Here is a 14,326-nt window from a genome sequence, read left to right on the forward strand (position 1 = left end):
TGGGCTCAGGTCTGCTGGTGCAGTGCCGGCCCGGTGGGAGCCGGCCGCGCAGTTCCCCGCGCCCCTCAAGGACGGGGCTGCGCCCCTGTCCCTGCCCCTTCAGGCGGGCCGTGGCCGCGCCCTGGCAGGGTGGGCGTATGAGACTCTTCGCCGCTGTGCTGCCGCCGGAGGACGTGACCGACGAACTCGGTGGCGCGGTCGACGCGCTGCGGGGGCTGCCGGGTGCGGGGCGCGGGTTGCGCTGGACGAGCCGGGACGGGTGGCATTTCACGCTCGCGTTCTACGGCGAGGTCGACGAAGGGCTCGTACCGGAGCTGTCGGTCCGGCTGGAGCGGGCGGCGCGGCGGACGGACGCCTTCCCCCTGTCCCTGCGCGGCGGGGGCCGGTTCGGGGGACGGGCGCTGTGGGCGGGCGCCGCGGGCGACGTACGGGCGCTTCGGCTGCTCGCCGACCGGGCGGAGGCGGCGGGGCGCCGGGCGGGCGTGACGCGGGAGGAGCACCGGACGTACCGGCCGCACCTCACGCTGGCCCGCAGCAGCCGTGAGCCGGCGGACTTCGCCCCGTACGTGTCCGCGCTCGACGGGTTCGAGGGGCGGGAGTGGACGGTGGGCGGGCTGTGCCTGATGCGGAGCAGGCTGCCCGTGTCGGGGGTGCCGGGGGAGCAGCCGCGGTACGAGGTGCTCGCCCGGTGGCCGCTGGGCCGGGCTTTTGACGGGCCCCGCGTCGGCGGTGGCTGAGGCAGGGCGGTTACGCTCGGTGCGTGGACCCGAAGACGCGGAACCGGATCATGGCCGGTGTGCTTGTGCTGATGTTCGTTGTGGTGGCCCTGGCGGCGGCCGTCGGTCGGTGACGGCCGCCGCGCCTCAGGGCCCCTACGGGGCTACCAGGCGAAGGCCTCCGGGGACGGGCCCGGACCCGGGAAGATCTCGTCCAGGCCGGCCAGGACCTCGTCGCTCAGCTCCAGCTCGACGGCTCGCAGCGCGGATTCCAGCTGCTCGGCGGTGCGCGGGCCGACGATCGGGCCCGTGACGCCGGGCCGGGTCAGCAGCCAGGCCAGCGCCGCTTCGCCCGGCTCGATGCCGTGCTTGTCGAGCAGGTCCTCGTACGACTGGACCCGCGCGCGGCCCGCGGGGTCGGCGAGGGTTTCGGCGGCCCGGCCGCTCGCCCGGCGCCCGCCCTGGATCTCCTTCTTGAGGACACCGCCCAGCAGACCGCCCTGCAGCGGCGACCACGGGATGACGCCGAGCCCGTACTCCTGCGCGGCCGGGATGACCTCCATCTCGGCGCGGCGCTCGGCGAGGTTGTAGAGGCACTGCTCGCTGACGAGGCCGATCGTGCCGCCGCGGCGGGCGGCGATCTCATTGGCCTGTGCGATCTTGTAGCCGGGGAAGTTGGAGGACCCGGCGTACAGGATCTTGCCCTGCTGGACCAGGACGTCGATGGCCTGCCAGATCTCCTCGAACGGGGTGTCGCGGTCGATGTGGTGGAACTGGTAGATGTCGATGTAGTCGGTGCCCAGCCGCTTCAGGCTGGCGTCCACCGCCCGCCGGATGTTGAGCGCGGACAGCTTGTCGTGGTTGGGCCAGGCGTCGCCGTCGGCGGCCATGTTGCCGTACACCTTGGTGGCGAGCACGGTCCGGTCGCGGCGGCCGTCGCCCTGGGCGAACCAGGAGCCGACGATTTCCTCGGTACGGCCCTTGTTCTCGCCCCAGCCGTACACGTTGGCGGTGTCGAAGTAGTTGATGCCCGCGGCCAGCGCCGCGTCCATGATGGCGTGGCTGTCGGCCTCGTCCGTCTGCGGCCCGAAGTTCATGGTGCCGAGGACGAGCCGGCTGACCTTGAGTCCTGTGCGTCCCAGCTGCGTGTACTTCATGGTTCACAGCCAACGTGGTCGAGTGCGCTCTAGGCAACACCACGCTCTGGGGTGACCCCCGGTCGGAGGGGGTTACTCGCCGAACTCGTCGAAGTCCATGTTCGCTATGGCCAGGTTGCAGTGCATCTCGTGCGGGGTCTCCAGGGCCGGTATGCGGTACGGCTCGGTTTCCTCCTCCGGGTCGGGGCTCACCGCGAGGAGTGTCGGTTCCGCGCCCCGCATGCTGGCGCGGTCCGCGAGGAAGACCACCGGCCACCCGCACTCGGCGGGAGCCTCCCCGTCCTCGGGCGCGGTGAGGGCGGCGAGGACGTCGGCGGGGGTCGCGTCGGCCCACACCGGGTCGTCCACGCGGACGATGTCCTCCTTGGAACGGCCGTTGTCCTCGTCGTCCTCGTCGAAGACCCACGGCTTGTCGAGGGCGGCCAGCACCCGCTGCCAGGCGTCGTCGTCCCGGTAGTCGGTGCGGACGAGCAGCAGGGGCGGGTAGTCGGCGTCGGTCTTCGGCAGCACGCGCACGGATCAGCACTCTTTCCAACGGGCGGCGTCGGGGGCCGCGTTGACGGTGCTTCGAAGCGTAGGGGGCGGGTCTGACAATCCGAGGTCGAGGCGGAGCCGGAGGTGGGCGCGGGCGCCGGGGTGGTGGCGGCGTCGAATCCGTCGCTGCCGCTTGCCGTGATGTCGGATCTGGCGTGGCATCGGGGCTGACGAGTCGTGGGTCCGGACGGTCCACGGGGCCAGTGAGGTCAGGCAGCCCGCCCTCGGCCGGCCACCGCATGAAGGAGGTGCGCTTGCGGCGTTTGATCGCGTCTTCGAGTTCGGTGTCCACTGGGGCGACCCTGCTGGTTGTGCCGAGGATCTTCGTCGCGCCGGGAGGCTTCTCGTAGCTCCGCGACTTCAGAGAATTCGCTGGGGGGCGTCCGGATGGCAGATGCCGATGTGGTGCTCGCCGAGAGCCTCCCGGTAGGCCTGCAGATCGTCGAGATCGGTGGTGACGATCAGGGCTCTGCCGTGATGGGCGGCGATCACGAGCACCAACGCGTCCACGACGTCGAAGTCCTTCTTCGCGGGAAGCTTGGCCCGGGCACCGAGCACGCCCACGCGCTTGCCGTCGGCCTCCGTATGTCCCGCCACGCACGGCCGACAGGCGTGGAGCGGGTCGTCCCATCCTTTGGCGGTGAACAGCGGGGCCCGTGAGTCCCGGGCCGCATACACCGTGCACCCCGCGAGCACAGGCTTGAGGCAGGTGTAGTTCCCGGCTCCGGGCCGCCAGACCTGCCCGAGCACGGGCAACGGGACGATGGGCCGGTGCCCCCCGCGACGAAGGATCTCCTGGTGCAGGCTCACGGCCTTCTTCCGGCCCTGCTCCAGATGGATCAGCATCCCGGCGTCGTAGACCACAGCTGTCATGCGACGCCCCTGTGCCTGGTGCTCGAACCGAAGAAGGCGTCCAGGGAGGCGGAGATCTCCTCGCGCTCGGCGTCCGGTACCGAGTCCTGCCCGTGCTCCTCCGGCGGCCTGCCGGTCGTGGCGTCCTGCGCCTCCGTCTCGGCGATCAGGTCGTCGAGGGGTGCGAAGGTCCGGGCGACCTGGTCGTCGTGCGCCATTGCGACGCCCACCGCGGCCATGACGTACGTACTGACATCGGCTCCCGCCGCTTCCGCGTAGGAGCGGATGCGTTCTTTGGTCTCCGGGTCCGTGGCAAAGGTGATCATGCTGCGCTTTGCGGCCATGCGCTCAACGTACAACACCTTTGTACGCGCCGGCACGCGAAACGTGGGGGCTGTGCATGAGCGGTCCGGGGTATGGCTGTCTCCAAGCAGATGAGGGGATCGGTGTGGAACCAGTAGAACTCCGTCGTGCCGTCGCGGCAGGGCGTGCGGCCGCCTCGGAGCTGGGTCTACGGGTCGGCGAGGTGATCGTCGTCCACAACTCGGACCGGGTGGCCCTGCGCCTGACCGGCTGCGAGGTGCTGGCCCGGGTCGCGCCGCTCGGGCACCTGGCCGACTCCGAGTTCGAGGTGGAGGTCGCACGCCGTCTCACCGACGCCGACGCCGGCCTCGACGCTCCGGTGGCCGAGCTCGACCCCCGGGTCGCGCCCCGTGTCCATCTGCGGGACGGCTTCGCCATCTCGCTCTGGACCTACTACGAACCCATGGGACCGGAGATCGCCCCGGCCGCCTACGCGGACGCGTTCACGCGACACCACGCGGCCCTGCGGCGGGTCGATCTGGCCGCCGCGCCGCATTTCAGCGACCGGGTCGCCGTGGCACTGAGAGAGGTCGACGACCGCGAACGGTCCCCCGAGCTGTCCGGTGCCGACCGGGAACTCCTCAGCGCCACGCTCGCTGAACTGGCCGCCGCGATCGCCTCCGGCGGTGCCGGCGGTGCCGGCGGTTCCGGCGGCGCCGGTGAGCAGTTGCTGCACGGCGAGCCGCACCCGGGGAACCTCCTGAATACGAGGCGAGGGCCGCTCTTCGTCGACCTCGGCACGTGTTGCCGGGGACCGGTCGAGTTCGACCTCGCCCATGCGCCTGAGGAAGTGGGACGGCTCTATGCGGGGGCCGACCCCGACCTCGTGCACCGGTGCCGCGCCCTGAACTGGGCGATGTTCTCGGCCTGGCGCTGGCGCCGCGACGACCAGATGCCCGACCGGGACCACTGGAGAGCGGAGGGGCTCGAACGGGTCCGTACCGCCCTCGATCAGTGCGGGTTGGGCTGACGGCTTCCGACCGCGACCGCGTACGGGAGGAAGGCGGCCCATGTCGCCCGGGCGATGGTGAGTGTGGGGGCGTTGGGGGTTTTGGAGTCGCGGATGTGGATCGTGGGGAGGGAGGTGGTCTGGGGTATGGCTATCTCAAGGCATTCGCCGCCCTGGCTGCCGCTGTAGCTGCTCTTGAACCACTTGAGGTCCGTTTTCATAGTGCGTCTGCCACTCGTTCGATCAACTTCGTCGACTCCTCGGGGCTGAGTGCCTGAGCTCGCAGAATGCCATACTGCGCGAAAAGGTCTCCCAGGTTGGGCTGTTGGTCCACGAAGTAGCCTCCGCCGGGGCCCTCGACGTATGCGAGTCGGTCGCGCTCGGCGGTTTCCACCAGGATCATCGGACCGTTCAGCCCGGCGTGGACCTCGCGGTTGTGCGGCATCACCTGGATCCCGACGTTGCGCCGTTGCCCGAGTTCAAGCATGTGGCTCAGCTGTTCTTTGAGGGCCGCGGGGCCGCCCAGAGGTCGCGTCAGTGTGTGCTCCTCCAGTACGAAGTCGACGAGCGGTGCGGGCTTGCGCTGCAGGACTTTCTGACGTTCGAGGCGGGCCGACACTCGGGCCTCGACCTCGTCGTCCTCCAATGGCGGGCAGTGGCAGTTGAAGATCGCGCGTGCGTATCCCTCCGCCTGGAGCATCCCGGGAACCACATGGTTCGCGTACATGCTGATGGCGGCGGCCTTCGCTTCCAACTCGGCGTAGTCCTCGAACCATGTGGGGAAGCGACTGGTCTGCAACTGCTTGCCCGCCGTGAGAAGTGCACCTTGTGCACCTAGTGCCTCATCCGCGATCGCGACGAGTCGTCCCTTGGGAGGCCGTTCACCTCGCTCCACCATCGCCACTTGGGACTTGGAATAGCCGACCTGCCCACCCAACCCCTCCTGCGTCATCCCGGCCCGTTCGCGGAAGAACCGCAGCAACGAGCCGAACATCTCCAGGTTGCTGGAACTCTGTTCACCGGCGTGCACAACGACCTCCCCAAGTGCACAGACGTGCACGGACCGCGCGTAACCCTGGTCACAGTATGTGAGCGGCCGTAAGCATTTGCTCCATGAACTCGGAAATCGCGTCGGGCAGGGTGCACCCCTGGATCCCGGCCTCCGGCCACAGCCTCCGCCACGCCGGCATCCACTTCGACGCCGTTCGCATCGCGGGCGTCCTCGCAGAACAAGTGGCGTACGACCTCATCGAGTTCACGGACTTCCAGGCGGGCCCGATCGTCCGCGGGTCAACAGGCTGCCGGTACATGTACTTCCTGTTGCCCCCGCAAAGTGCCACGGGCCACCGCTGGCCCGCCGGCGTGCGGGCGCTGGGCCGGGACGCGCGGGGATGGGCGTACGTGGGGGTGCCCGCGCTGGACGGGCTGACCTGGCCGTTGGACTGGCGGTCGGAGTCGACGCCCGAAGTGCCGTTCGTGGACGCGGGGTTGCTCGCGGAAGTCGTGAGTCGTGTGATCAGTCATGTACGGTGACCGCGTAATCACACTCTGTGCTCATCCGTGTACGGAGCGGTCCCCGGAGGTGCTACCAACACCGCCCGAGGACCTTCACTACCAGTGGAGAGACGTCCACCAGAAATGCTTCGCCATGCTATCGCGCCGGTCCGGCGCTACACGAAGGCTTCGCACGACGTCGTACGACACCCGCAACTCAACAGCGACGCGAAGGTCCTGCTGCTGTACGTGCAGGGGTTGCCGGAGGACTCCGCCCCCAAGCCGCTCAGCGAGTACGCGGGCAGGCTGGGCCTGAAGGGCCGGGCGTACCAGAAGGCCAAGCAACTCCTCACCGAATGCGGTTACTTGCACGAGTGGCGTGAGCAGGGCGTGCGGGGCCGCTGGGTCACGGAACAGCTCCTCGCCAACGTCACCCTCACGCGTGAGGAGGCGACCAGGTCCCGGGAGGGAGAGGCGGCGGCGGTGGCAGCCCCACCGAGTGAGCGTCCGCCGACGGTCGGCGGGCCGGGGGACCGGTCGGTCGGTGACTGTCCCCCGAAAGAAGAACTGGAAGAGAAGAACCTTCCCCACCCCCCACCCGAAGACGACACGCCGCCGTCCGATCTGGCCGAGGCGGAAGGCGTGTTGCTGTCCCTGCGGTACGTGAACCGGGACCTGCTCCTGGGCGTGCGTGAGGCCCGGCTGCTGGCCGCCGCGGCAGCGGAGTGGCTGCGCAGAGGCGTCACGGCGGCGGACCTCCGGCGCGCCCTGACGACCGGCCTGCCCGCCGACGGCATCCGTTCGGCTGTCGGCTTCCTGCGCCACCGCCTGCTCCAGAAGCTCCCGGCGGCGAGGGCTCAGGCCCTGACTCCCGTACCGCCGCCCGAACGGCCCGCCGCCCCGGCCCGGCGGCTCCTGGTGACCTGCCCGGGACCAGGCACCGAACACGTCTTCCGCCCGCGCGCCGAAGAGACCCACTGCTCCCGCTGCCGCACGACCGCCACATACGAGTCAACACTCCACCCGGTCCCGGTCCCGGTCCCGGTCCCCGAACCGTGGCGGACGCGCGTACAGAAGTGCGTCTCCGGTGGGTAGTGCGTCATACGCTGCTGCCGCAGCGGAGACGGCGGCCTCGGAGAGGAGCAGGGACATGGCGGCATGGAGCGACATCCTTCAGGAGGCGCGTGAGGCCGTGGGCTTCGGCGGGGAGGTGGTTCCGCGCAACCTCGAGGGAATCCGGGCCGCCGTCCGCTCCGACCGGCTGCCGGACCTCGACGCCGAACTGGCGACCCTCTCCGAGGGTTCCGCCTTCGAGGCGTTTCTCGACCACTGGTGGACGCAGGCGCTCGTCGACGCCGCCCCGGACGCCGACGCCCAGGCTGTCGCGATCGACTTCGCCGACCTCGCGACCGCGCTGCGAGCGAGGTCGACCGGCGGCGGAACGCTCACACAGGCCGAGGTCGAGGACATGTTGAGGGGCAGGACCTCATGAGGCTCACGATCATCTGAGAACCGGCTGCGGCGGCCGGCCTGCGACGCCTCACGTCACGTGACGGAGAAGCGACGAAACCTCTCGTCCAGGCCGAGCTCAGTCCCGGGGAAACTCGTCCGTCTTGAGCGTGAGGCCGAGGACCGTGTTCGTCATGTCGATGTCCGCGCCGAATGTGACGGAGAGCTCCGTGAAGTACTCCCCGTCCTTGGGCTGCGTGTAGAGATGGCACTTGCCCTGGTACGGGTCGACGATGAGGTAGACGGGTACCTCGGCGACGGCGTACGCGGTCTTCTTGGGGCCGTAGTCGTTAGGGGCGGTTCCTCTGGAGATGACCTCGGCGACGAACTCGACGTCCTGGTAGCGCCAGTAACCGGTGTCGGGCTTGGCGGCCCCCTCGGCCATCAACGTGACATCGCTGGCGAAGCCGTTGAGCTGGCCCGGGTAGTCGACACGGACGTCGGACTTCACGCGCTTCCGCGGGTACTTGGTCCGGAGTTGCTCGAAGAGGTCCGCGATGATCTCCCAGTGAGTGTCCCGCTGCGGCGACATGAAGATGGCCCCCTCGACGATCTCAACCTTGTATCCCTCGGGGACGGGCATCCGCTCCAGCTGCTCGAACAGCATGTCGAGCGTCAGGCCCTTGCTCTCGTCGGCCATCTCGATCCTGTCTTCAAGGACGGTCATCGTGGCGCTCCTCCCCGGCTGCCCTCGGACGAGTACAGCCGCGCGGTACAACGATACGTACGGTGACCAGGAGCCGGCTGATCCGGTCAGGCGGATTCGGCCAGGTGGGATTCGTAGGGGCCACCCACGCCCCACCCTTGGTGCATCGCCTCCGCGAACGCCGCCGCCAGTTTGTGTTCGCCTGCCGCGTTGGGGTGGGTGCCGTCGTACGTGTCCGTGTGGATGTTGTACCCGTGGGGGAGCGAGGCCAGCAGGAGCGGGGAGTTCGGCTCGTCCAGGTTCGCCGCCGTCTTCGCCAGCAGGTCGTTGAAGAGGGCGACCTCCCGGGCGAAGGGGGCGTCCGACTCCGCCCTGATGTTCGGGATCACCGGGAGAAGGACCATCGAGATACGCGGGTTCGCCGAACGGGCCGCCGCGATGAAGGCGTGGACGTTCTCGGACGTCTGGGTCGCGTTCGTGTAGAAGCCGAGGTCTATCAGGCCGAGGGAGACCAGGAGCACGTCCGCGCGGGAGTCCCGTACCGCGTCGGCGATCAGCGGACTCAGGTGGTGCCAGCCCTCGCCCCAACCGGCGAGGTGGGCACGGGGGAAGTCCGGGTCGGCGTACTCGTACGAGTCGGCGGCGCCCGTCGCCTTGTCGTACAGCGTCTCCCGGGGGCCGACCAGCCGGAACGGGCCCCCGTGCGTCACGCGCAGGTGCTGCCACATCCGGTAGCGCCACGTGTGTTCGCCGGCGCTTCCGATCGTCATGGAATCACCGACTGGCATGAACCTGAGCATCCGCTCATGATGGACGATCACCGGCGGGGCCGGGGTGTGAAGCTGGACACGCCCGCCGAACCGGCGGCGGGGTGGCAGGCTGGGGGCATGCGTCGCTCGTTCGTTCTCCTTGCCGGGGCCCTGCTCGCCGGGGTGCTCGCCGTGCCCGCCGTCGCCGCCGATCATGAGGGGGCGGAGGGATCCGACGGTTCGGACGGGTCGGACGGGTTCACGCTCCAGGACCCCCGGATCACCGAGTCCAGCGGGCTCGCCGCCTCCCGCGCCCACCCCGGCGTCTACTGGACCCACAACGACAGCGACGACGGCGCCTTCCTCTACGCCGTCGACGGCAAGACCGGCAAGACCGTCGCCACCGTCACCATGACGGGCGTCGGGCGGCCCCGGGACGTCGAGGCCATCTCCGTCGGGCCGAACGGCCACCTCTACGTCGGCGACATCGGCGACAACCTCGGCGGCACCTGGGACCACGTGTGGATCTACGAACTGCCCGAGCCGAAGGAGCTCAAGGACCAGACCGTCCGCGCCACGCAGTACGACGTGAAGTACGCGGACGGGGCCCGGGACGCCGAGGCGCTGATGGTCCACCCCAAGACCGGCCGGGTCTACATCGTCTCGAAGAACGAGGACGGCGGCGGCCTGTACGAGGGGCCCGCCGAGCTGTCCGCCTCCGGCACCAACACCTTCAGGCGCACCGCCGACATCGGCCTCTGGGTCACCGACGGCGCCTTCTCGCCCGACGGCCGGCAGCTCGCCGTACGCGGCTACTTCGGCGGTATCGCGTACAAGTGGAACAACGGGAAGCCCAAGCGCCAGGCGCAGTTGAACGTGCCGCTGCAGCGACAGGGCGAGTCGATGACGTACACCCCCGACGGCTCCACCCTGCTGTACGGGAGCGAGGGCTCGGGGAGTTCCGTCGAGGCGGGCAGCGTGCCGGGCGCCGGGGGCGACAAGTCCTCGTCCGGCAAAGGCGGTTCGGCGGACGGCGGTGACGGCGACGACGGGGCGAACGGCAACTTCAAGATGGGCGCGATCGCCCTCGCTGTCGCCTTCGCCGTCGTGTACGGGCTGAAGCGGTTGTTCCGGCGCGGCGACTAGGCCGCGACCAAGGTGCCCACTAGGGCGCCGACCGGGGCGCCGACTGGGGCGCCGACTGGGGCGCCGACTGGGGCGCCGACTGGGGCGCCGACTGGGGCGCCGACTGGGGCGCCGACCGGGGCGCCGATCGGGGCGCGACCGGGAGAGGGCCCCCGGGGGCGGGTTCCGCCGGACGGGGCTTGGTTAATGTGCTCGGGTGACCATCGACCTGATCCTGCTGCCGCGTGTCGCCTGTCGCGGGCAGGAGGTCACCGCGCCGAGGCTGCGCGCCCTCCTCGCGCTCCTCGCGGGCGAACCGCGCACGGGGTGCAGCACCGAGCGGCTGGTGGCGGGGCTGTGGCAGCCCGACGAGCTGCCGGAACGGCCCGGAAAAGCGCTCCAGGTCCTTGTGTCCAGAGCCCGGGCGCTGCTGGGCGCCGACATCGTCGTCAGCTCGCCGACCGGATACCGGCTCGGTCTCGCCGAGGACCAGATCGACAGCTCCGCCCTGCTGCTGCACGCCGCGACGAGCGCGGCCCGAGCCAGAGCGGGCGACCACACGGGCTCCCTGGCCGCGGCCGATGCCGGCCTCGCACTGTGGGAGGGCATACCTTCCCCTGACGGGGCCGGCGACCCCGGCGACCCGGTCGCCGCGTTGCGCGCCGAGTGCGGACCCGTGCGGGACGCGCTCGTTCGGGCGCGGGGTCTCGCGCTCGGCCGGCTCGGGCGGTACGCCGAGGCGGTCGGGGCGCTGGCCGTGGTCGCCGCGGAGCAGCCGCGTGACGAGGAGGTGCTCGCCGAGCTGCTGCGCGGCGAAGCGGCGACGGCGGGCCCGTCCGCCGCGCTGACCCGGTACGAGGCATACCGCCGCGCCCTGCGCGAGCAACTGGGCACCGAGCCGGGCGCCGCGCTCAAGGCCGTACAGCGGGAACTGCTGCGCGGCGAGGCCCCCGTCGTCAGACACGGCGTACCGCACGAGCCGAACCCCCTGCTGGGGCGGGACGAGGACATCGCGGCCGTGGCGCGACTGCTGCGCACGACCCGCGCCGTCAGCGTCGTCGGCCCCGGCGGCCTCGGCAAGACCCGCCTCGCGCACGCCGTCAGCCGCCGGGCCGAGCAGCGCGTGGTGTACTTCGTGCCGCTCGCCGGCGTCACCGCGGACGAGGACGTGGCCGCGGAGGTCGCCTCCGCGCTCGGTTCCGGAGAGGGCCGGCACGGCGCCCTGGCCGCCCGCGCCCCCGCCGACCCGGTGTCCGGCATCCTCGGCGCGCTCGGCTCCGGGCCCGCCCTGCTGGTCCTCGACAACTGCGAACAGGTCGTCCGGGGCGCCGCCGACCTCGTACACGCCCTGGTCTCGTCCTCGAAGGACCTGCGCGTACTCGTCACCAGCCGGGCCCCGCTCGGCCTCACGTCGGAGGCGGTGTACGCGCTGCCGGAACTGGGTCCCGACACCTCGGCCGAACTGTTCATGCAGCGGGCGCGGGCCGCCAGGCCCGGCGTGCACCTGCCGCCCGACGCGGTGGCCGAACTGTGCCGCCACCTCGACGGGCTGCCCCTCGCCGTGGAACTGGCCGCGGCCCGGGTGCGGGTCCTGTCGGTCGAGGAGATCACCCGCCGCCTCGGCGACCGGTTCGCCCTTCTACGGGGCGGGGCCCGGGACGCGCCGGAACGCCACCGGACCCTGCACGCGGTCGTGGAGTGGAGCTGGAACCTGCTCGCCCCGGACGCCCGGACCGCGCTGCGCACGCTGTCCGTCTTCCCCGGCGGGTTCCTGGCCGAAGCGGCGGAACAGGTGCTCGGCGAGGACGCGCTGCTCCTCCTGGAGCAACTGGCCGGCCAGTCGCTGCTGACCGTCACCGACACCCCGGTCGGGGTGCGGTTCGCGATGCTGGAGACCGTACGGGAGTTCAGCGCGGCCGAGCGTGCGGCGGCGGGCCAGGACGAGGAGGCCGTCGACGCGTTCCTCCGCTGGGCGCGGGACTTCGGGGTCGCGTACCACGACTGGGTCTTCGGCCCGGAACCACGGACCGCCTGGGAGCGGATCAGGGCCGAGCAGGACAACCTCGTGTCGGCCCTGCGGCACGCCCTGGCCCGTACCGACGGCCCCACCGTCGCCGCCCTCACCGCCGTCCTCGCCGCGCTGTGGTCCACCGACTCCAACTACCCGCGCCTCGCCGCCCTCGCCGCCGACGTCGGTCCACCGCTCTCGCACTACCGGCCCGAACCCGAATACGTCGAAGTCGCCCGCGCGGCAGCGGTGTTGTGCGTGGCGAGCCTGTTCATGGACTACAGCGCGAACGCCGGGGTCCGCCGCCATCTCGTCACCCTGCGGCGGCTGCCCCCGGCGCCACCGGACACGCTGCTGCGCGCCACCGCGGCGGTCCTGGGCGCGATACCCGAGATGCTGCCGCCCGACTACGACGTGCTGCACGGGCTCTGCGGCAGCGACCAGCCGCTCGTCGCCGGCCTCGCCGAGTGTGTCGCCACCTACGTCTGGGAGTACGAGCACGACGTGGACCGCGCGCTCGCCTCCGCCCACCGGATGGCCACCGCGCTGACGTCGGTCGACAACCCGTCCCTGCGGGTCATGGGCCACTCCCGGCTGAGCGAGCTGTGCCTGAAGACGGGGGAGGGCGAGGCCGCGTACCGGCACCTCACGGAGGCGCTCGGGGCGCTGCCGCGGCTCGGCGACGAGCACGACTACATCGGCATCCGCTCGGCTCTCGCCCTCGCCTGTCTGCAACGCGGCGACGCCGACGAGGCCGAGCACTGGCTGCGGCAGGCCGAAGGCATCAGCAGCTCGCAACAGGAGGCCTTCTACGACCCCGACCTCGGAGCCCACGCAGAGATCGCCCTCACCCGCGGCCTGACGGACACCGGCCTCGGCCTGTGGCGCGACGCGGTGGAGCGGATCGCCGGGGCCGCGGCGGGGCAGGAGGGCGGGGGCGGGACCCACGGTGACACGGGCCAGGGTGGTGCGGGCCACGAGAGTGGGGCCCGCGGGGGCACGGTGCACGGTGGTGGGGATCCGTGGCTTGATCCGTGGGCGTTGCAGGTTCAGGCGGCGGCCGTTACGGCGCATGCGCACGCCGGTTGCCTCGATCCCGTCGCTGAGCTGGTCGTGCGGTTGCGGCAGCGGCTGCTGGCCCTGCTCTCCGGCCCGTCCCGCTCGCCCGTGGAACTTCCGGTGTTCGGGACCGTGCTGCACGCGCTGGGGACGGCGGGGCTCGCGGACGGCCGTACCTCCGCCGTACGGGAGATCGCGCTGGCCGAACGGCTGCGGGTGCTGCGCGAGTTCCAGCCGACGATGTCGGCCGACCGCGCGCGGCGGGCGGCCGAGCGAGCCGACGGGGCGGCGTACGCCGACGCGGTGTCGGAGTACGCCTCCCTGGGACGCGACGAACTGCGGGAGGCGGCCCGCGCGCTCATTTCGGATCACGGTCGAACAGCGACCTCGACCACCAGTACCCCAGGGCGGTCAGCCCCACGGACCAGATGACCGTGAGCCACCCGCTGTGGCCGATCTCCGTACCGAGCAGCAGACCGCGCAGGGTCTCGATCGCCGGCGTGAACGGCTGGTACTCGGCGACCGGCTGGAACCAGCCCGGCATCGCGTCGATGGGGACGAAGGCGCTGGAGATGAACGGGAGGATGATCAGCGGCAGCGCGTTGTTGCTGGCCGCCTCGGGGTTCGGGCTCGCCAGGCCCATACCGACGGCGATCCAGGTGAACGCTACGGAGACCAGCGCGAGCAGCCCGAACGCGGCCAGCCATTCCAGGGCCGTCGCATCCGTGGAGCGGAAGCCGATGGCCACGGCCACGGCACCGACGAGGACCACGCTGATGAGCGCCTGCAGCACGCTGCCGACCATGTGACCGATGAGCACGGAACCGCGATGGATCGCCATCGTGCGGAAACGGGCGATGATGCCCTCGGTCATGTCCATGGACACGGAGACCGCCGTTCCGGCCGGGGTCGCGCCGATCGTCATCAGCAGGATGCCCGGGACGAGATAGGCGATGTACTCGGACCGGTCGGCGCCGCCGCCCCCGATGCCCGCGCTCATCACGCCGCCGAAGACGTACACGAACAGCAGCAGCAGGACGATCGGCGTCAGCAGGATGTTCAGGGTGAGGGACGGGTAGCGCCGGGCGTGCAGGAGGTTGCGGCGCAGCATGGTGGTCGAGTCGCGGAGGGTGAGGGGGAGGGCGCTCATCGAACTCGTCGAACT

16 protein-coding genes are annotated in these 14,326 nt (G+C 71.1%); 7 read left to right on the forward strand and 9 right to left on the reverse strand.

The features are described from left to right. Positions 1 to 137: 137 nt before the first annotated feature. The gene (gene thpR, locus IE278_RS13145; protein WP_189771868.1) at positions 138 to 737 is read left to right on the forward strand and encodes an RNA 2',3'-cyclic phosphodiesterase; all 600 of its coding nucleotides are present in this window, start codon (positions 138 to 140) and stop codon (positions 735 to 737) included. Positions 738 to 880: 143 nt separating this feature from the next. Here the strand turns inward: thpR and IE278_RS13150 are convergent, their stop codons facing one another. The 4 genes from IE278_RS13150 to IE278_RS13165 form a co-directional block, all read right to left on the reverse strand. Continuing rightward, on the reverse strand, positions 881 to 1,873 hold the full coding sequence (locus tag IE278_RS13150) for an aldo/keto reductase (RefSeq protein ID WP_189771870.1): 993 nt from the start codon (positions 1,871 to 1,873) through the stop codon (positions 881 to 883). A 72-nt stretch (positions 1,874 to 1,945) separates the two neighbouring features. Next, positions 1,946 to 2,389, reverse strand: a complete 444-nt coding sequence (locus IE278_RS13155; RefSeq protein WP_189771872.1) for a DUF6924 domain-containing protein — start codon at positions 2,387 to 2,389, stop codon at positions 1,946 to 1,948. A gap of 378 nt (positions 2,390 to 2,767) precedes the next feature. After that, positions 2,768 to 3,280, reverse strand: a complete 513-nt coding sequence (locus IE278_RS13160; protein ID WP_189771874.1) for a hypothetical protein — start codon at positions 3,278 to 3,280, stop codon at positions 2,768 to 2,770. Next, entirely contained in the window at positions 3,277 to 3,603 is a 327-nt protein-coding gene (locus tag IE278_RS13165; RefSeq protein WP_189771876.1) for a hypothetical protein, read from the reverse strand. Before IE278_RS13165 ends, IE278_RS13160 begins: the two co-directional genes overlap by 4 nt. A 104-nt stretch (positions 3,604 to 3,707) precedes the next feature. Between IE278_RS13165 and IE278_RS13170 the strand changes: the two genes are divergently transcribed. Further along, a complete protein-coding gene (locus IE278_RS13170; RefSeq protein WP_189771878.1) occupies positions 3,708 to 4,592 on the forward strand; it encodes a phosphotransferase in 885 nt (294 codons plus the stop codon). On the opposite strand, the gene IE278_RS13175 is transcribed toward IE278_RS13170, so the two are convergent. Beyond that, positions 4,574 to 4,792, reverse strand: coding sequence for a DUF397 domain-containing protein (locus IE278_RS13175; RefSeq protein ID WP_189771880.1), 219 nt, complete (start codon positions 4,790 to 4,792; stop codon positions 4,574 to 4,576). The two genes, IE278_RS13170 and IE278_RS13175, sit on opposite strands and share 19 nt — an antisense overlap. After that, entirely contained in the window at positions 4,789 to 5,601 is an 813-nt protein-coding gene (locus IE278_RS13180; RefSeq protein ID WP_246570294.1) for a helix-turn-helix domain-containing protein, read from the reverse strand. The genes IE278_RS13175 and IE278_RS13180 overlap by 4 nt, the downstream gene beginning before the upstream one ends. Before the next feature lie 83 nt (positions 5,602 to 5,684). Between IE278_RS13180 and IE278_RS13185 the strand changes: the two genes are divergently transcribed. From IE278_RS13185 to IE278_RS13195, 3 genes are all read left to right on the forward strand, one after another. Then, a complete protein-coding gene (locus tag IE278_RS13185; protein ID WP_246570295.1) occupies positions 5,685 to 6,104 on the forward strand; it encodes a hypothetical protein in 420 nt (139 codons plus the stop codon). Between the two features lie 105 nt (positions 6,105 to 6,209). Next, entirely contained in the window at positions 6,210 to 7,160 is a 951-nt protein-coding gene (locus IE278_RS13190; protein ID WP_189771882.1) for a hypothetical protein, read from the forward strand. A gap of 55 nt (positions 7,161 to 7,215) precedes the next feature. After that, positions 7,216 to 7,557 carry a hypothetical protein gene (locus IE278_RS13195; protein ID WP_189771884.1) on the forward strand — a complete coding sequence of 114 codons (342 nt, stop codon included), beginning with the start codon at positions 7,216 to 7,218 and terminating at the stop codon, positions 7,555 to 7,557. Between the two features lie 96 nt (positions 7,558 to 7,653). Here IE278_RS13195 and IE278_RS13200 read toward each other — a convergent pair whose 3' ends face one another. Together IE278_RS13200 and IE278_RS13205 are read right to left on the reverse strand one after the other, a co-directional pair. After that, the gene (locus IE278_RS13200; RefSeq protein ID WP_189771886.1) at positions 7,654 to 8,241 is read right to left on the reverse strand and encodes a Uma2 family endonuclease; all 588 of its coding nucleotides are present in this window, start codon (positions 8,239 to 8,241) and stop codon (positions 7,654 to 7,656) included. A gap of 86 nt (positions 8,242 to 8,327) precedes the next feature. Further along, positions 8,328 to 9,020 carry a GDSL-type esterase/lipase family protein gene (locus tag IE278_RS13205; protein ID WP_189771887.1) on the reverse strand — a complete coding sequence of 231 codons (693 nt, stop codon included), beginning with the start codon at positions 9,018 to 9,020 and terminating at the stop codon, positions 8,328 to 8,330. Positions 9,021 to 9,107: 87 nt separating this feature from the next. Between IE278_RS13205 and IE278_RS13210 the strand changes: the two genes are divergently transcribed. Further along, positions 9,108 to 10,115, forward strand: a complete 1,008-nt coding sequence (locus tag IE278_RS13210) for a WD40 repeat domain-containing protein (RefSeq protein ID WP_189772041.1) — start codon at positions 9,108 to 9,110, stop codon at positions 10,113 to 10,115. Positions 10,116 to 10,311: 196 nt separating this feature from the next. Beyond that, complete coding sequence (locus tag IE278_RS13215) at positions 10,312 to 13,593, forward strand: ATP-binding protein (RefSeq protein WP_189771888.1); 3,282 nt, start codon at positions 10,312 to 10,314, stop codon at positions 13,591 to 13,593. Here IE278_RS13215 and IE278_RS13220 read toward each other — a convergent pair. Beyond that, on the reverse strand, positions 13,520 to 14,311 hold the full coding sequence (locus IE278_RS13220; RefSeq protein ID WP_189772043.1) for an ABC transporter permease: 792 nt from the start codon (positions 14,309 to 14,311) through the stop codon (positions 13,520 to 13,522). The two genes, IE278_RS13215 and IE278_RS13220, sit on opposite strands and share 74 nt — an antisense overlap. Between the last annotated feature and the right edge of the window lie 15 nt (positions 14,312 to 14,326).

This window comes from Streptomyces tauricus (assembly GCF_014650955.1).
Classification (GTDB): domain Bacteria; phylum Actinomycetota; class Actinomycetes; order Streptomycetales; family Streptomycetaceae; genus Streptomyces; species Streptomyces tauricus.

Excerpts from the sequence above, each read along its gene's own strand:
- IE278_RS13175 (WP_189771880.1), bottom strand. The coding sequence starts at position 4,792 with ATGAAAACGGACCTCAAGTGGTTCAAGAGCAGCTACAGCGGCAGCCAG.
- IE278_RS13185 (WP_246570295.1), top strand. The coding sequence starts at position 5,685 with ATGAACTCGGAAATCGCGTCGGGCAGGGTGCACCCCTGGATCCCGGCC.
- IE278_RS13190 (WP_189771882.1), top strand. The coding sequence starts at position 6,210 with ATGCTTCGCCATGCTATCGCGCCGGTCCGGCGCTACACGAAGGCTTCG.
- IE278_RS13200 (WP_189771886.1), bottom strand. The coding sequence starts at position 8,241 with ATGACCGTCCTTGAAGACAGGATCGAGATGGCCGACGAGAGCAAGGGC.
- IE278_RS13160 (WP_189771874.1), bottom strand. The coding sequence starts at position 3,280 with ATGACAGCTGTGGTCTACGACGCCGGGATGCTGATCCATCTGGAGCAG.
- IE278_RS13205 (WP_189771887.1), bottom strand. The coding sequence starts at position 9,020 with ATGCTCAGGTTCATGCCAGTCGGTGATTCCATGACGATCGGAAGCGCC.
- IE278_RS13195 (WP_189771884.1), top strand. The coding sequence starts at position 7,216 with ATGGCGGCATGGAGCGACATCCTTCAGGAGGCGCGTGAGGCCGTGGGC.
- IE278_RS13150 (WP_189771870.1), bottom strand. The coding sequence starts at position 1,873 with ATGAAGTACACGCAGCTGGGACGCACAGGACTCAAGGTCAGCCGGCTC.
- IE278_RS13165 (WP_189771876.1), bottom strand. The coding sequence starts at position 3,603 with ATGGCCGCAAAGCGCAGCATGATCACCTTTGCCACGGACCCGGAGACC.
- IE278_RS13210 (WP_189772041.1), top strand. The coding sequence starts at position 9,108 with ATGCGTCGCTCGTTCGTTCTCCTTGCCGGGGCCCTGCTCGCCGGGGTG.
- thpR (WP_189771868.1), top strand. The coding sequence starts at position 138 with ATGAGACTCTTCGCCGCTGTGCTGCCGCCGGAGGACGTGACCGACGAA.
- IE278_RS13220 (WP_189772043.1), bottom strand. The coding sequence starts at position 14,311 with ATGAGCGCCCTCCCCCTCACCCTCCGCGACTCGACCACCATGCTGCGC.